The organism is Mycobacterium sp. SVM_VP21 (assembly GCA_024758765.1).
GTDB classification, from domain to species: Bacteria; Actinomycetota; Actinomycetes; order Mycobacteriales; family Mycobacteriaceae; genus Mycobacterium; species Mycobacterium heraklionense_C.
In genome coordinates, this window is sequence record CP101406.1 from 1,812,581 (window position 1) to 1,828,131 (window position 15,551).

Here is a 15,551-nt window from a genome sequence, read left to right on the forward strand (position 1 = left end):
CCGCAGATGACCGGCGACGGCGACGACGCAACCCTGCGCGGCACCAGCCGCACCGACCTGACCGTCGCCGACATGCGGACCTGGCTGCGCGACTGGGTGGCCAAGGCCACCTCGCAGTCGCCGGACAAGATCAACGAGACCGCCCCGCTGATCGAACTGGGCCTGTCGTCGCGTGACGCGGTGGCGATGGCGTCCGACATCGAGGACTTCACCGGCGTGACGCTGTCGGCGACGGTGGCGTTCCGGCACCCGACGATCGAGGCGCTGGCCACCGTGATCGTCGAGGGCGAGCCGGTGCTGGAGGACGACGCGGCTGGCGAGGACTGGTCGCGGGACGCCGATGTCGCCGACATCGCGGTCGTCGGCTTGGCCACCCGATTCCCGGGCGACATGAATTCCCCCGAGGAGACCTGGGAGAAGCTGCTGGCGGGATTCGACGCCATCACCGATCTGCCCGAAGGGCGCTGGTCGGAGTTCATGGAGGAGCCTCGGGTTGCCGAACGCGTCAAGAAGGCGCGCACCCGCGGCGGCTACCTGTCTGACATCAAGGGCTTCGACGCGGAATTCTTCGCGCTGTCGAAGATGGAAGCCGACAACGTCGACCCGCAGCAGCGGATGGCCCTCGAGCTGACCTGGGAGGCCCTGGAGCACGCCCGAATCCCGGCATCGAGCCTGCGCGGCGAAGCGGTCGCGGTCTACATGGGATCGACCAACGGCGACTACCAGAACCTGGCGCTGTCCGACCCGAGCATCACCCACCCCTATGCCATCACCGGTAACTCGAGCTCGATCATCGCCAACCGGGTGAGCTACTTCTACGACTTCCGCGGTCCGTCGGTGACCGTCGACACGGCATGCTCGTCGTCGCTGGTCGCCGCGCACGCCGGTGTGCAGGCGCTGCGCAACGGCGAGGCGGACGTGGCGGTGGTCGGCGGTGTGAACGCCTTGGTCACCCCGCTGGTGACGGTTGGCTTCGACGAGGTCGGCGGGGTGCTGTCGCCCGATGGCCGGATCAAGTCGTTCTCGTCCGACGCCGACGGCTACTCCCGTGCCGAGGGCGGCGGCGTGCTGGTGCTCAAGCGGGTGGACGACGCGCGCCGCGACGGCGACCAGATCCTGGCGGTGATCGCCGGCTCCGCGGTCAACCACGACGGCCGGTCCAACGGCCTGCTGGCGCCCAACCCGGACGCTCAGGCAGCGGTGCTGCGCAAGGCCTACAAGAACGCCGGTATCGACCCGCGCACCGTCGACTACATCGAGGCGCACGGCACCGGCACCATCCTGGGTGACCCGATCGAGGCCGAGGCGCTGGGCCGGGTGGTCGGCCGGGGCCGCGCCGCGGACAAGCCCGCGCTGCTGGGCGCGGTGAAATCCAACGTGGGACACCTGGAGTCGGCGGCCGGCGCGGCCAGCCTGGCCAAGATCGTGCTCGCTATGCAGCACGACAAGATCCCGCCGTCGATCAACTACGCCGGGCCCAACCCCTACATCGACTTCGCCGGCACTCACCTCAAGGTCGCCGACACCGTCAGTGACTGGCCGCGCTACGGCGGCTATGCGGTTGCCGGGGTGTCCGGATTCGGCTTCGGTGGGGCCAACGCGCACCTGGTGGTGCGTGAGGTGTTGCCGCGTGACGTGATCGAGCGTGAGCCGCAGCCCGAAGATGCTGCCCCGGTTGCCGAGACCGCCGAGCCCGAGATCATCGAGCACGAAGCCCCGCGCTTCGACGAGTACGGCGAGTTCATCACGCCCGAAAGTTCGCACGGCTACGGCGACGAGCCCGAGTACGAACTGCCCGGCCTGACCGATGAGGCGTTGCGGCTGCGCGACGAGGCGCTGGCCGAGCTGGCGGCGCAAGAACCCGTGCAACCGCTGATCCCCTTGGCGATCTCGGCGTTTCTGACCTCCCGCAAGAAGGCCGCCGCGACCGAGCTGGCCGACTGGATCGACAGCGAAGAGGGCCGGGCCACCCCGCTGACGTCGATCGGCCGGTCGCTGTCCCGGCGCAACCACGGCCGTTCCCGCGCGGTGGTGCTGGCCCACGACCACGACGAGGCCATCGCCGGCCTGCGGGCGGTCGCCGAGGGCAAGCAGAAGCCGAACGTCTACTCCGCCGACGGCCCGGTCACCAACGGGCCGGTCTGGGTGATGGCCGGCTTCGGCGCGCAGCACCGCAAAATGGGCAAGAACCTCTACCTGCGCGACCCGATCTTCGCCGAGTGGATCGAGAAGGTCGACGCCCACGTCCAGGACGAGCGCGGCTACTCGGTACTGGAGCTGATCCTCGACGACTCGCACGACTACGGCATCGAGACGTCCAACATCGCCATCTTCGCCATCCAGATCGCGCTCGGCGAGGTGCTCAAACACCACGGCGCCCGCCCGGCCGCCGTCATCGGCCAGTCACTGGGCGAGCCGGCATCGGCCTACTTCTCCGGGGGTCTGTCGTTGGCCGACGCCACCCGGGTGATCTGCTCGCGCGCACACCTGATGGGTGAGGGCGAGGCGATGCTGTTCGGCGAGTACATCCGATTCATGGCGCTGGTCGAGTACTCCGCCGAGGAACTCAAGACGGTGTTCGCGGACTTCCCCGGCCTGGAGGTGTGTGTCTACGCCGCCCCGAGCCAGACCGTGATCGGCGGTCCGCCCGAGCAGATCGACGAGATCGTGGCGCGCGCCGAATCCGAGGGCCGCTTCGCCCGCAAGCTGCAGACCAAGGGTGCCGGCCACACCTCGCAGATGGACCCGCTGCTGGGCGAGTTCTCCGCGGAGTTGCAGGGCATCGAGCCACACACGCCGAACATCGGCATCTTCTCCACCGTGCACGAGGGCAGCTACGTCAAGCCCGGCGGTGAGCCGATCCACGACGTGGACTACTGGAAGAAGGGGATGCGCCACAGCGTCTACTTCACCCACGGGGTCCGCAACGCCGTCGACAACGGCTACACCACCTTCCTGGAGCTGGCGCCGAACCCGGTCGCGCTCATGCAGGTGGGGCTGACGACGGCCAGCGCCGGTCTGCACGATGCCCAGTTGATCGCCACGTTGGCTCGCAAGACCGACGACGTCGACGCCATGACGATCGCGATGGCCCAGCTCTACGTCTACGGCCACGACCTCGACTTCCGCACCCTTTTCCCGCGTGAGGTCGAAGGCCCGGTCAGCCCGGCGGAGTTCGCCAACATCCCGCCGACGCGCTTCAAGCGCAAGCCGCACTGGCTCGACGCCCGGTTCTCCGGGGATGCCACCGGTGTCATGCCCGGCTCGCACGTCGCAACCCCGGACGGCCGGCACGTCTTCGAGTACGCCGGTCGCGGTGAGACGGACTTGGCTGCCCTAGTGAAAGCCGCTGCCGCAACGGTCATTCCGGACTCGACCCTGGTGGCTTCCGAACAGCGGGCGGTACCGGCCGAGGGTTCTCGGCTGGTGACCACGCTGACCCGGCACCCAGGTGGCGCGGCTGTTCAGGTGCACTCGCGCATCGGCGAGTCGTTCACGCTGGTCTACGACGCACTGGTGTCGCGTGGCGGTGCAACCGGAGTCCTGCCGGTGGCAGTCGGCGCCGGGACCGCGGTGACGGCGGAATCTGTTGCGGCACCGGTCGAACCGGAGCAACAGGCCGACGACGCCGCGATCCTGAGCGACAACCTCACCGCGGGAGCCGGGCTGGCGGCCGGCTTCGCCAAGTGGTCACCGGAGAGCGGAGAGACCGTCGCTGAGCGGCTGGGTGCGATCGTCGGCGGCGCGATGGGCTACGAGCCCGAGGACCTGCCGTGGGAGGTGCCGCTGATCGAGCTGGGTCTGGACTCGCTGATGGCGGTGCGGATCAAGAACCGGGTCGAATACGACTTCGACATACCGCCGATCCAGCTGACCGCGGTCCGCGACGCGAACCTCTACAACATCGAAGAGATGCTCCGCTACGCAGTCGAGCACCGCGACGAGGTCGAGGCACTGCACGAGCATCAGCAGACCCAGACGCCCGAGGAGATCGCCGCCGAGCAGGCCGCGATCCTCGCCGCGGCCAAGGCGGCCGAGGCGGCGGAAGCCGCGCCGGTGGCTGCGGCCGAGCCCGCTGCGGCGCCACCCCCGTCGGACATCCCGATCCCGCCGCCGCCGACCAACCCGGCAGGGCCCGCGGTTCCACCGCCGCCGACCGACCCTTCCGGACCGTCCGGCGTGAGTTCCAAGACCGCCGCCGCGGCGGCCGCCAAGGTGCTCACCCAGGAAGCGGTGACCGAGGCGCTGGGCGCCGACGTGCCACCGCGTGACGCCGCCGAGCGGGTCACGTTCGCCACCTGGGCGATCGTCACCGGGAAGTCGCCGGGTGGCATCTTCAACGAGCTGCCCGCTCTCGACGACGACACCGCGACCAAGATGGCCGAGCGACTGTCGGAGCGGGCCGAGGGCATCATCACCGTCGACGACGTGAAGTCGGCGACCACCATCGAGGCGCTGGCGACCATCGTTCGCGATCAGCTCGAGGACGGTGTGGTAGACGGATTCGTTCGCACTCTGCGCGCCAAACCCGAAGGCTCGAACAAGGTTCCGCTGTTCGTGTTCCACCCGGCCGGTGGCTCGACGGTGGTCTACGAGCCGCTGATGAAGCGGCTGCCCGCCGATACTCCGGTCTACGGCATCGAGCGGGTGGAGGGCTCCATCGAGGAGCGCGCCGCCGAGTACGTGCCTAAGTTGCTGGAGCTGCACGACGGGCCGTTCGTGCTGGCGGGGTGGTCGCTGGGCGGGGCGATGGCCTACGCGTGTGCGATCGGGCTGAAGCAGGCCGGGGCCGACGTGCGTTACGTCGGGCTGATCGACGCGGTGATGCCCGGTGAGCCGATCGACCAGAGCAAGGAAGGCATGCGTGCCCGTTGGGACCGCTATGCGCGGTTCGCCGAGCGCACCTTCAACGTCGAGGTCCCCGAGATCCCCTACGAGGAGCTGGAAAAGCTCGACGATGAGGGCCAGGTTCGCTTCGTGATGGACGTCGTGGCCCAGAGCGGGGTGCAGATCCCGGGCGGCATCATCGAGCACCAGCGCACGTCGTACCTGGACAACCGGGCCCTGGACACCGCCGAATACCAGCCCTACGACGGCTATGTGGCGCTTTACATGGCTGACCGCTACCACGATGACGCCATCGTGTTCGAGCCCGCCTACGCCACCCGCAAGCCCGACGGCGGCTGGGGTGAATACGTCAGCGACCTGGAGATCGTGCCGATCGGGGGCGAGCACGTTCAGGTCATCGACGAGCCGTACATTGCCAAGGTAGGCGCCCACATGAGCGAGGCGATCAACCGGATCCAGGGAGAGCAGTGAGTAACAAGACCACCGCCGAACTGCTGGCCGAACTGCGCGAAAAACTGGAGCTGGCCAAGGAACCCGCCGGTGAGGCGGCCATCGCCAAGCGGGCCAAGAAGGGCATCCCGAGCGCCCGCGAGCGGATCCATGCGCTGCTGGACCCGGGCACGTTCCTGGAGATCGGCGCGCTGTGCAAGACCCCCGGTGACCCGAACGCACTGTACGGCGACGGCGTGGTCACCGGCCACGGCCGGATCAACGGCCGGCCCGTCGGGGTGTTCAGCCACGACCAGACCGTGTTCCAAGGCTCGGTCGGCGAGATGTTCGGCCGCAAGGTGGCCAAGCTGATGGAGTGGGTGGCCATGGTCGGCTGCCCGATCATCGGCATCAACGACTCCGCGGGCGCGCGCATCCAGGACGCGGTGACGTCGCTGGCCTGGTACGCCGAGCTGGGCCGGCGTCACGAAATGCTGCGCGGCCTGGTGCCGGAGATATCCATCATTCTGGGCAAATGTGCTGGCGGAGCAGTGTATTCGCCAGTCCAGACTGACCTGCTGGTGGCGGTGCGCGACCAGGGCTACATGTTCATCACCGGCCCCGACGTGATCAAGGACGTCACCGGTGAGGATGTGACGTTCGACGAGCTCGGCGGCGCCGACGCCCAGGCGCAGCGCGGAAACATTCACAAGGTGGTCGAGGACGAGGCTGCGGCGTTCCAATACGTGCGCGACTACCTGTCGTTCCTGCCTGCCAACCACTTCGACGAAGCGCCGATCGTCAACCCCGGCCTGGAGCCGGAGATCACCCCGCACGACCTGGAGCTGGACTCGATCGTTCCGGACGCGGACAACACCGCCTACGACATGCACGAGATCCTGCTGCGCATCTTCGACGATGGCGACGTCTTCGAGATCTCCGACCAGCGCGGCCAGGCGATGATCACCGCGTTTGCCCGAGTCGACGGGCATCCCGTCGGGGTGATTGCCAACCAGCCGATGTACATGTCCGGGGCTGTCGACACCGAGGCCTCCGACAAGGCAGCCAGCTTCATCCGGTTCTGCGACTCCTTCAACCTGCCCCTGGTCTTCGTCGTCGACACTCCCGGCGCCATGCCCGGGGTGGCCGAGGAGAAGAACGGGATCATCAAGCGCGGTGGCCGGTTCTTCAACGCGATCGTCGAGGCCGACGTGCCGAAGGTGACGGTGATCATCCGCAAGGCCTACGGCGGTGGCTACGCGGTGATGGGCTCCAAGCAGCTGTCCGCGGATCTGAACTTTGCCTGGCCCACGGCGCGTATCGCGGTGATCGGCGCCGACGGCGCGGCCCAGCTGCTAGTGAAGCGCTTCCCGGATCCGACCGCTCCCGAGGTGCAGAAGATCAAGGCGGACTTCATCGCCGGCTACAACGAGAACATGGCGATCCCGTGGACTGCCGCCGAGCGGGGCTACATCGACGCCGTGATCCAGCCGCATGAGACCCGACTGCTGCTGCGTAAGTCGCTGCGCCTGCTGCGGGACAAGCAGAACTTCCCCAAGGTGCAGCGCAAGCACGGCCTGCTGCCGATCTAGGCGCCGTCTTGTCCCGAGCCTGAGGGGCTCCAGTCCGCCCGTCGGCGGACAGTCCTGGCCTCCGCCGCGTTGGCGTGCCTGGTCCTCGCTGTCGGGCGAGGGAATAATTCTGCCGGACTAGATTGGGTGTAGGCCCGCCGTGGCTGGTCTCGGGTGGGTAAGTGTTGCGTAACGCTTCAGCAACACCAGTCACTTCTGTAGCAAACCAATTATCGTTTACCCCAGGCGATCCCATGATGGGCTGGCCGCCGAGGTTCCGATTGTGCGGGGCCGGAACGTGATTCCGGCCGCCCGGATCGCCGTGCGAACCGTCGGAGGCCGGATGAGGGGGTCGACGTGTGTGCTGGCAGTGTGTGCCTTAGCGGCGAGGCGCGATGAGTCTGTTGCTGCCGGCCAGGCCGTCGGCGCCGGTTTCGCGGAAACCGCGTAGTGCTCCAGATGAACAAAAGCGACTGCTGCGCAAAGCAATTGCAGCGTCAGCGATCGGCAACGCAACCGAATGGTATGACTACGGCGTCTATGCCGTCGTGGCGACCTATCTGACCGAGGCCTTCTTTCCGGACACGCTCGGCAACCTCGGGACCATGTTCGGCTTCGCCGTTTCATTCGTGCTTCGGCCGCTCGGCGGCATGATCTGGGGCCCGATCGGAGACCGGTTCGGGCGGAAGTCGGTCCTGGTCGCGACCATTCTGCTGATCGCGGTGGCGACGACGTTGATCGGGGTGTTGCCCACCTATGCCGCGGCGGGATGGTGGGCGCCAGGTCTGTTGATCGCGCTGCGGGTGGTGCAGGGCTTCTCGACCGGTGGTGAATACGGCGGCGCCGCAACATTTATGGCAGAATGCGCGCCCGACGACAAACGCGGGACCTACGGCAGCTTCCTGGAGTTCGGGGCCGTAGGCGGCTTCGTTCTCGGCAGTGCCGTCGTGTTGGCGCTGGAGGCGCTGCTGACCCACGAGCAGATGACGGCCTGGGGTTGGCGTATACCGTTCCTGCTGGCCCTGCCGTTGGGAGTGCTGGGGCTGGCGCTGCGCAGTCGGATGCCCGAGACGCCGGTGTTCGCCGAGTGCGTGGCCTGCGACGAGATCAAGGGATCGGCCTGGGACCGACTGGTCGACCTGATGACCAACTACACCCGACCGATCTTGGTCACTTTCGCGCTGCTGGTCGCGATGAGCATCATCGACTACACCCTGGTGACCTACCAGCCGACCTACCTGCACGCCTCCGCCGGCCTGGACGAACGCAGCCGGACGGCAGTGGTGCTGGTCGGGGAGCTGGCCATGATGGCCGGTATTCCGTTCGCGGGCGCCTGGTCGGACCGGATCGGCCGAAAGCCGCTGTGGCGCGGCTCGCTGATCGGGTTCATCGTGCTGGCGCTGCCGATGTACTGGCTCATGGGCCAAGGATTCGCCTGCGCGCTGGTGGGATTCACGGTGCTCAGTGTGCTGTTCGCTGCGCCGCTGGCAACCGTGGCGGCGACGTTCCCGGCGATGTTCCCCACCCAGGTGCGCTACGCGGGATTCGCGATCGCCAACAACGCGGCGGTCGCGGTCTTCGGCGGCACCGCGCCGGTGCTGGCCGACTCGGTCATCGCGCATACCGGATGGCAGCTCTTTCCGGCGGCGTATCTGGTGGCCGCCGCAGCGCTCGGCTTGGGCGCCCTGCGGTTCCTGCCGGAGACCCGCGGTTGCTCACTGCGCGGTACCGGAATCCCCGGCGTGCAGGGCGAACTCGAGCGGGAGCTGGCGGCCGTCATCGCGAAAGCGCCGCTCGGGCTTCGCGGGCCGTGAGCGGGGCGGCGTCAGTTAGGCCTTGATCCGGATCTGGCCCGGTGACCACCAGCCCGAACGCGTCGCGCTGCCCAGGTCCAACTCCGCGGGCGTGGCCGGCGTGATCACCTCGAACTGACGCAACGAGCCCCAGTCGCGGCCCCAGTCGTAGTTCAGGTAGGTGGCCATCACGTGGGCGCGCAGCAGCATGTCGGAGATGCCCAGCAGGCCGCCGTTGACGCCGTCCTGCCAGGTGTCGGTGTCCTGCTTCTTGGCGTTGTAGTCCGGGGTGATCCGGTACTCGGGCACCTCGGTGACACCGTTGGCGTGCAGCATCGGGTGCTGGCACGGGAAGGCCAGGCCCACCGCCCAGTCCAGCAGCACCGGCTTGTCGGAGCCGATGTACTCCTGGATGGTCTTCACCTCGGGCAGTCGCGGCGGGGTGAACGCGATCCAGTCCCGCGGGTTCAGCGACTTGTCCACGGCCACAATGCGTACCGCGACGGCGTCGGCGGGGATCTGGGCCCGCGGGTAGCGCAGGTTGCGCCACATCCGCGGCCACTCGCCGAACAGGTCGTAGGGCACCAGCCGGCCGGCAGCCACCGGCGCGCCGTCGGGCCCGGGCACGCCATACTCCAGCTGCACGTCCTGGCCGGTGGTGTAGCCCTTGAGGACGCTGTTGCCGGCGATGGTGCCAGCGGCGGTCACCGCCACCAGCGGGTGCCCCTCATCGGCCGAGGGCAGCGCGTACCAGGCCGACGTCAGCTTGGACTCCTGCTGACCGTCGGTGCTGTAGCTGCCCGCCAACGGAATCCGGGCCGGGTCCAGACCATAGGGGAGCGGCACGGTCGAGCCATTAACTCCAGCCGTCTTCAGCTTCTTCGGCGCGTCCCAGTCGTAGTCGGTACCCGGCTGGGTGATCGGCATCCGCAGCGACTCGGCGACCACCTTCTCCGGCACCCCGCTGGCGGTGAAGCCCACCGGGTCCACCCCGCCCAGCGGTCCGAGCTCGCCGTACTCACCGGGCAGCGGCGTCAGTGCGCCGTCGTTGGGGTCCGGCTCCACCAGCACGTTGTCGGCCAGCCCGCAGCCGCCCACGAAGGCGCGCACATTGGCCAGGCCATTGGAATACGTCGGGTATTCGCGGATGATCCCGGCCACCATCGAGGCCACGAACACGCACACCATGAAGCCGGCCGCCACCGGAATGGGCGCGGCGGTCAGGGCTCGGGCCAACCGGCCCTCGCCACGATCACGCGGCGCGAAATGCAGCCAGGCCGCCCATCCGGCCGCCACGGCGAACATGGCGAACAGGATTGTGCTGACGGTGATCCCGCCGATGCGCGGCATATCGGCGTTGAACGGCACGCCATAGCTAGAGACGTACCACCAGCCGTTGGTGGTGGCGAAACACAACGCCAGGATGAACAGCACCGCTGCCGCGAACGCCATTCGGTTTCTCGACCAGCGCACCACTTGTCGGGAGACCAGCACCGTGGTCAGCGCCGCCATCGCTCCGGCCACCGCGGCGAACAGCCCGAAGTGGTGCACCCACTTGGTGGGCGCGAACATCAGCGAGAACATGGTCGCCAAAATGACGCCCATCAGTCGCCACACCGGCCCGCTGGCGACACCGGCAACGCGCTTGCGCCGCAACATGATGAACATTGCGGTGAAAAGGCACAGCGCGCAGATCATGAAACCGAACCGACGCGACAGCGAGCCGTCGACGGTCGGCAGGATCAGGTAGTAGTAGCGCAGGTTCTCGGTGTACCAGGCCTGGCTGGGGCCGATCGCGGTGCGAACCCTGGTGGCTTCCAACACCGACCGGATGGTCTGATCGGAGAACACCACGGTCAGGATCACCGCGCCGGCGGCCAGCAGCGGTGCCACCAACGGCCAGGTGCCGTGAATGCGGTGACGGCGCACCAGAATCCGCAACAGCGGTCGGCCGCCGGCCAGCAGTGCGGCCACTGCGATTAGCCCGGTGGGCTGGATGCCCAGGGTGAAGGCCGCGCAGATGATCGCCAGCGCCGCCGGGGTAAGCCTGCTGGAGATGATCGCTCGTTCCACCAGCACCCAGGTGATCAGCGCACCGACCGCGATGATGCCCTCGGGGCGCAGGCCGTTGTTGAACGGCATCCATGCCGCCAGCAGCACCAGGCCGGCCGCCCACAGCGCGGGCTTGCTGGCCGCCACCGCCGGGCCGAATCGGGGCAGCACCTCGCGGCTCAGCAGCAGCCAGCACACCAGCCCGGCGACCAAGTCCGGCAGCCGGATCCAGATGCTGGCGTCGGAGACGTGCGTCATCAGCGCCAGCAGGTTGTAGTACCAGCCGAACGGGTCTTCGGGGCTGCCGAACCACCGGAAGTAGTTGCTCATGTAGCCGGCGTGGTCGGCGACCCGGGCCATCCCGAGGATGTAGCCGTCGTCGGAGGAGTTCGCGCCGATCACGTACCAGAGCAGGAATCCGAACACCACCGCCACGTCGGCCAACGAGAAGAACCGCCAGCGGCTCGGGATCAGCCGGTGCATCCGGTGGCCGTCCAGCCGGTCCAGGCGCCACAGCGCCAGCACCGCGATCACGGTGGCCAGGATGGCCGCGTAGATCGCCGCCCGCTTGAGGGCCGTGGGCTTGGTGGAGAACCGGGTGTCGATGTCGGCGGTCAGCGACAGCCCGGCCGGCGCGGGACCGGCCAGGTCGGTGAACACCCCGACGATCTGCGGGCGCAGGTTCGGGTCGGGCCAGCCGTAGCGTTGGGTGATCCCGCCGATGGTGGCGAAGGTTCCGGCGTGCGACGAGGTGACCTCGATGTCGGTACAGCCGGGGCCTTCGACCTTGGCTCGCGGCGCGGTGGCCAGCACCACGTTGCGGTCGGTGACGTCCACCCGTTTCTCGGTGACGGTGATGAACAGCCCGTTGAGCGCGGCGTCCTTGCCCTTGGCCGGCGCGGTCGCCAGCAGCGTGCCGCCCTCGGCGGGCAGTGCGCGCACCAACGCGCACGGCGCCTTCACCGTCATCGAGATCGGGGTCTGGGAGATCAGCGGGGCGGTCACGCTGCTCAGCTCGCCGTGCTGCGGCCAGTTCAGCGTGGCGGTGGTTTGCACCACCGGCAGCAGCGGGGTGGCCACGGACAGCAGGAAGCCGACCAGGCCGGCGACGGTCGCCACCCAGCGGGTCAATTTCAGGTCACGCGTCATGGCAGTGCTCGAATCGGTCCGGGCCGGCTCCAGCCGGTAACAGTGACGGTGCCCTGCTCGATGACGGCGTCGGGCGCGTCCTTTGCGGGGATGAGTCGGTGATAGGCCTCCACCGCACCCCAATCGCGATACCAGTCATTGCGCAGGTAGGTCGGGACGGTGGTGGTCCACAGCATGGCCTGGGTGATCATGAACGGCCCGCCGTCCTCGGCCGACTGCCACAGGTTCGACGACGCCGCCGTCTGCTTGTGGTCGGGCATAATCCGGTACTCCGGCAGTTCGGCGATGCCCAGGTGCTCGGTGAACGGCCGCTGGCACGGGAAGTTCGCCGCGACGGCGATGTCCATCAGCACCGGGGTCTGCGAGCCCATCAGCTCACTGATGGTCTTGACCACCGGCACCCGCGGCGGGGTGAAGGCGATCCACTGCTCGGTGGACAGATTCGGGTCGTTGGCGACGATGCGCACCACGTCGGTGCCCGGCGGCGCCCAGGCCAGCGGGAAACGCAGGTTGCGCCAGGAGTTCTGCGGCCCGATGTCGATCGGTTCGGTCTGCCCGAGGGCCTTGAACGTGCCGTCGGGGTTGCTGGTGCCCCACTCCAGGTTCAGTGGCTGGCCGTAGTCGAGCTTGCCGTCCTCGCCGTGCGACCAGATGGCGCCGGCGGCGGTGACCACGACAATCGGTGCCCGGTCCGGCGATTGTTCCGGCAGTCGGTACCAGACCGAGGTGGCGTGCGCGGCGACCTGCTCCTTGTACGAGCCGAGCACCGGGGTGACGGCCGGGTCCAGGCCGAACGGCAGCGCCACCCGGGAGCCGTTCACGCCGTCGGGGGCGTCGTCGGGGATCTTGCCGCCGGCGGTGCCCGCTGCGTCACTCTGGTTGGCGCTGGGCTTGTTCGGGGAGGCATCCGCGTTGGGCACACCTGGCTTGGCGATGACGGCCAGCGAGGTGAGGTCTTCGTCCACGGCGTTGGGGTCGAAGCCGTACGGGTCGGAACCACCCAGCGGGCCGAGCTCGCCGTAGGTCTGGCCGCTGACGGGTTGCAGCAGGCCGGCGTTGACGTCGGGTTCGGCCAGCACGTCGTCCGCCATGGCACACCCGGCCAGGCCGGATATCAGCGCGTCGGCGTTGGCCTTGGCGGTGGTGTAGGCGGGGTAGCGGCCCGCGGCGGCCTTGGCCATCGAGCCGACCATCAGCAGCACCATCAGGCTGGCGACGATCAGCAGCGGGGTGGAGGCCAGGATCCGGTTGCGCCGGTTGGGCGTCACCTCGGTGTGTCCCGTGTAGTCCAGCCGGAAGTGCTGCCAGCCGGCCAGCAGGCCGGTGGCGATCGAGGCGGCCAGGAACATCGACGTCACCGGGCGGCTGGCGATCACCGGCGGGATGTCGAACCACGGCACCCCGTATCCGCCGACGTAGAACCAGCCGTTGACCCCGGAGGTCGCCACGGCTACCAGGAACAGCAGCGCGGTCACATACAGGGTCATATTGCGTCGGCTGTGCAGCCCGACGCGGGCGAAAGTGAACGCGGTGAGCGCCGCCAGCGCCCCCGCCAGCCCGGCGAAGCCGCCGAACTGCACCGCCCACTTGGTCGGGGTGAACGTCAACAGCAGCAGGCCCACCGCGGTGGATCCGATCAGCCGCCAGGCCGGGCCACTGGCCACCCCGTTGATCCGGCCGCGCCGCAGCAGCACCACCAACATGGCGAACATGCAGAACAGCAGGACCAGCACGGCGAACCGGCGGGTCAGCGAGGCGTCGACGTTCTCTTCGACGGTCAGGAAGTAGTACCGCAAGAACTCCTGGTACCAGGCGATGGTCGGACCGACCACGTACTTGATGCGGGCCGATTCGGCGACCGCGGCCAGAGTCTGAGACCGGCAGACCACCACGGCGATCACCGACGCGGCCGCGGCCAGCACGGCCAGCGGGGCGATGAGGCCGTCGGTAGCCCGCCGCTTGCGGATCACCGCCTCGATGGCCCGGGAGCCGGTCAGCAGCGGGGCCAGTGCGATCAGTCCGTGCGGAGCCAACGTGACGGTGAAGACCGCGATCAGGACCGCGCACGCGCTGGGCACCAGCCGGCGGGTGGCGATGGTGCGTTCCACCAGCACCCAGACCAGCAGGGTGCCCAGCGCGATCAGCGGCTCGGGGCGCAGGCCGTTGTTGAACGGCAGCCAGGCCGCCGCGAACATGGCCGCGGCGGTGAACACCGCCACCCGGTTACCGGAGAGCCGGCCCAGCCGGGGCAGGATGCGGCGGCTGATGATCAGCCAGCAGGCCACACCGGCCAGCGTGGCGGGCAGGCGCATCCACACCCCGGCGGTGCTGACCGTGCTCAACAGGCCCAGCAGTGACGGGTACCAGTCGAACGGGGCCTCGCTGGCGCCGAAGAACCGGTAGTAGTTGGCCACATAGCCGGCGTGCGCGACGTTGCGCGCCATTGTGAGGTTGTAGCCGTCGTCGGATGAGATGGCGCCGATGACGTGCCACAGTGCCAGCGTGCCGATGACGCCCACGTCGGCGAGTCGGGTCACGGCGTGGACCTTGGATCTGGCGCGCCGACGCCGGGGTCCGTCCAGTACCGCCAGCGCGACGATCGATGCCAGCACCGCCAGCACGCCAAGCGCCATCACGGCGGTCTTGAGCATGGTGGGGCCGGTGATGAACCGGGTGTCGACGTCGATGCGGGCGTTCAGGCCCGGCTGCGGGCCGATCTCCAATTCGGTGAAGACGCCGCCGATCTGCGGCTTGTTCTCCGGCGGCAGGGTGCCGGCCGCGCCGGGGATGCCCACGAAATCGGCGCCGACGCCGCCAGCCCCGGCCCACAGGTGCAGTTCGGTGCAGTCGGCGAGCTTGCTCCGGGGGGCGGCCGCGGCCACGTGGTCGCGATAGGCGGCGAACACGGTGGTCTTGTTGGCCCGCACGAACAGGCCGTGCGCGGTGGCGTCGACGCCACCGGCCGGCACCGTCGACAGCACCAGGCCGCCTTTTTCGCCCAGGGTGGCCATCGCCGAGCAGGGGATGGTGATGTCCAGGCTGCGGGGCGCACCGGACACCAGCGGAGCGGTGACGTCGCTGACGTGGCCGTTGGCGTCGAGCCCCTGGGGCCAGGCGATGGTGGCGGTGGTCTGTTTGACCGGGAGCAGCGGGGTGATACCGCACAGCAGCACGCCGGTGAGGCCGGCCACCACCGCGATCAGCCGGGCGATCCGATGGCGCTGCTTGGGCTGGTCGTAGGTGGAGGACACGAGCCTCGATGTTAGGCGACCGCGTCGGCGCCGCGGGCGGACCATACGGAGAGTTGCCCAGCTTTGAGCGACAACCCACGTTATGTCGGCTTGCGGATGGGTTGCAGATGCGCCGCCTCGGCACGCAGCGCCATCACCCGCTGGTGAATCCGGTGCTCGGTACTGCGCGGCATGGAGGCGGGCCCGTAGCGGCCCCGGCCGCGGCGGAAAACGCGGCCGTGTTCGCGTTCCCAGCGCAGGGCATCCGAGATCGCCTTCGACGGCCGTCCCTGAACGCCGAAGCCTCGGGAGTCCAGTTCCGCGGCCAGTTCGCTGATGCTGCACGTCCCGCGATGCTGCAGGTAGTGGGTAAGTACGTAGCGCAGTTCGATGCCGCGCAATGATCTCCGGTTCGTCATGCGGCGAACCCTGGCACTGCGGTCCGACACGGAGGGCAGTTGTCGCTCAAAGGTGGGCAA

General features: G+C 68.6%; 6 protein-coding genes. 3 read left to right on the top strand and 3 right to left on the bottom strand.

Annotated elements, in window-relative coordinates:
- Positions 1-6: 6 nt before the first annotated feature.
- The 3 genes from pks13 to NM962_08640 all read left to right on the top strand — a co-directional run bounded on the left by pks13 (position 7) and on the right by NM962_08640 (position 8,662).
- Positions 7-5,319 carry a polyketide synthase Pks13 gene (gene pks13, locus NM962_08630; protein UVO14627.1) on the top strand — a complete coding sequence of 1,771 codons (5,313 nt, stop codon included), beginning with the start codon at positions 7-9 and terminating at the stop codon, positions 5,317-5,319.
- Complete coding sequence (locus tag NM962_08635) at positions 5,316-6,869, top strand: acyl-CoA carboxylase subunit beta (GenBank protein ID UVO14095.1); 1,554 nt, start codon at positions 5,316-5,318, stop codon at positions 6,867-6,869. The genes pks13 and NM962_08635 overlap by 4 nt, the downstream gene beginning before the upstream one ends.
- 374 nt (positions 6,870-7,243) lie before the next feature.
- Positions 7,244-8,662: an MFS transporter gene (locus tag NM962_08640; protein UVO14096.1), complete on the top strand. Its 1,419-nt coding sequence runs from the start codon at positions 7,244-7,246 to the stop codon at positions 8,660-8,662.
- Positions 8,663-8,677: 15 nt separating this feature from the next.
- Here the strand turns inward: NM962_08640 and NM962_08645 are convergent, their stop codons facing one another.
- The 3 genes from NM962_08645 to NM962_08655 form a co-directional block, all read right to left on the bottom strand.
- Positions 8,678-11,842, bottom strand: coding sequence for an arabinosyltransferase domain-containing protein (locus NM962_08645; protein ID UVO14097.1), 3,165 nt, complete (start codon positions 11,840-11,842; stop codon positions 8,678-8,680).
- Complete coding sequence (locus NM962_08650) at positions 11,839-15,093, bottom strand: arabinosyltransferase domain-containing protein (GenBank protein ID UVO14098.1); 3,255 nt, start codon at positions 15,091-15,093, stop codon at positions 11,839-11,841. Before NM962_08650 ends, NM962_08645 begins: the two co-directional genes overlap by 4 nt.
- 80 nt (positions 15,094-15,173) lie before the next feature.
- Entirely contained in the window at positions 15,174-15,491 is a 318-nt protein-coding gene (locus NM962_08655) for a hypothetical protein (GenBank protein UVO14099.1), read from the bottom strand.
- Between the last annotated feature and the right edge of the window lie 60 nt (positions 15,492-15,551).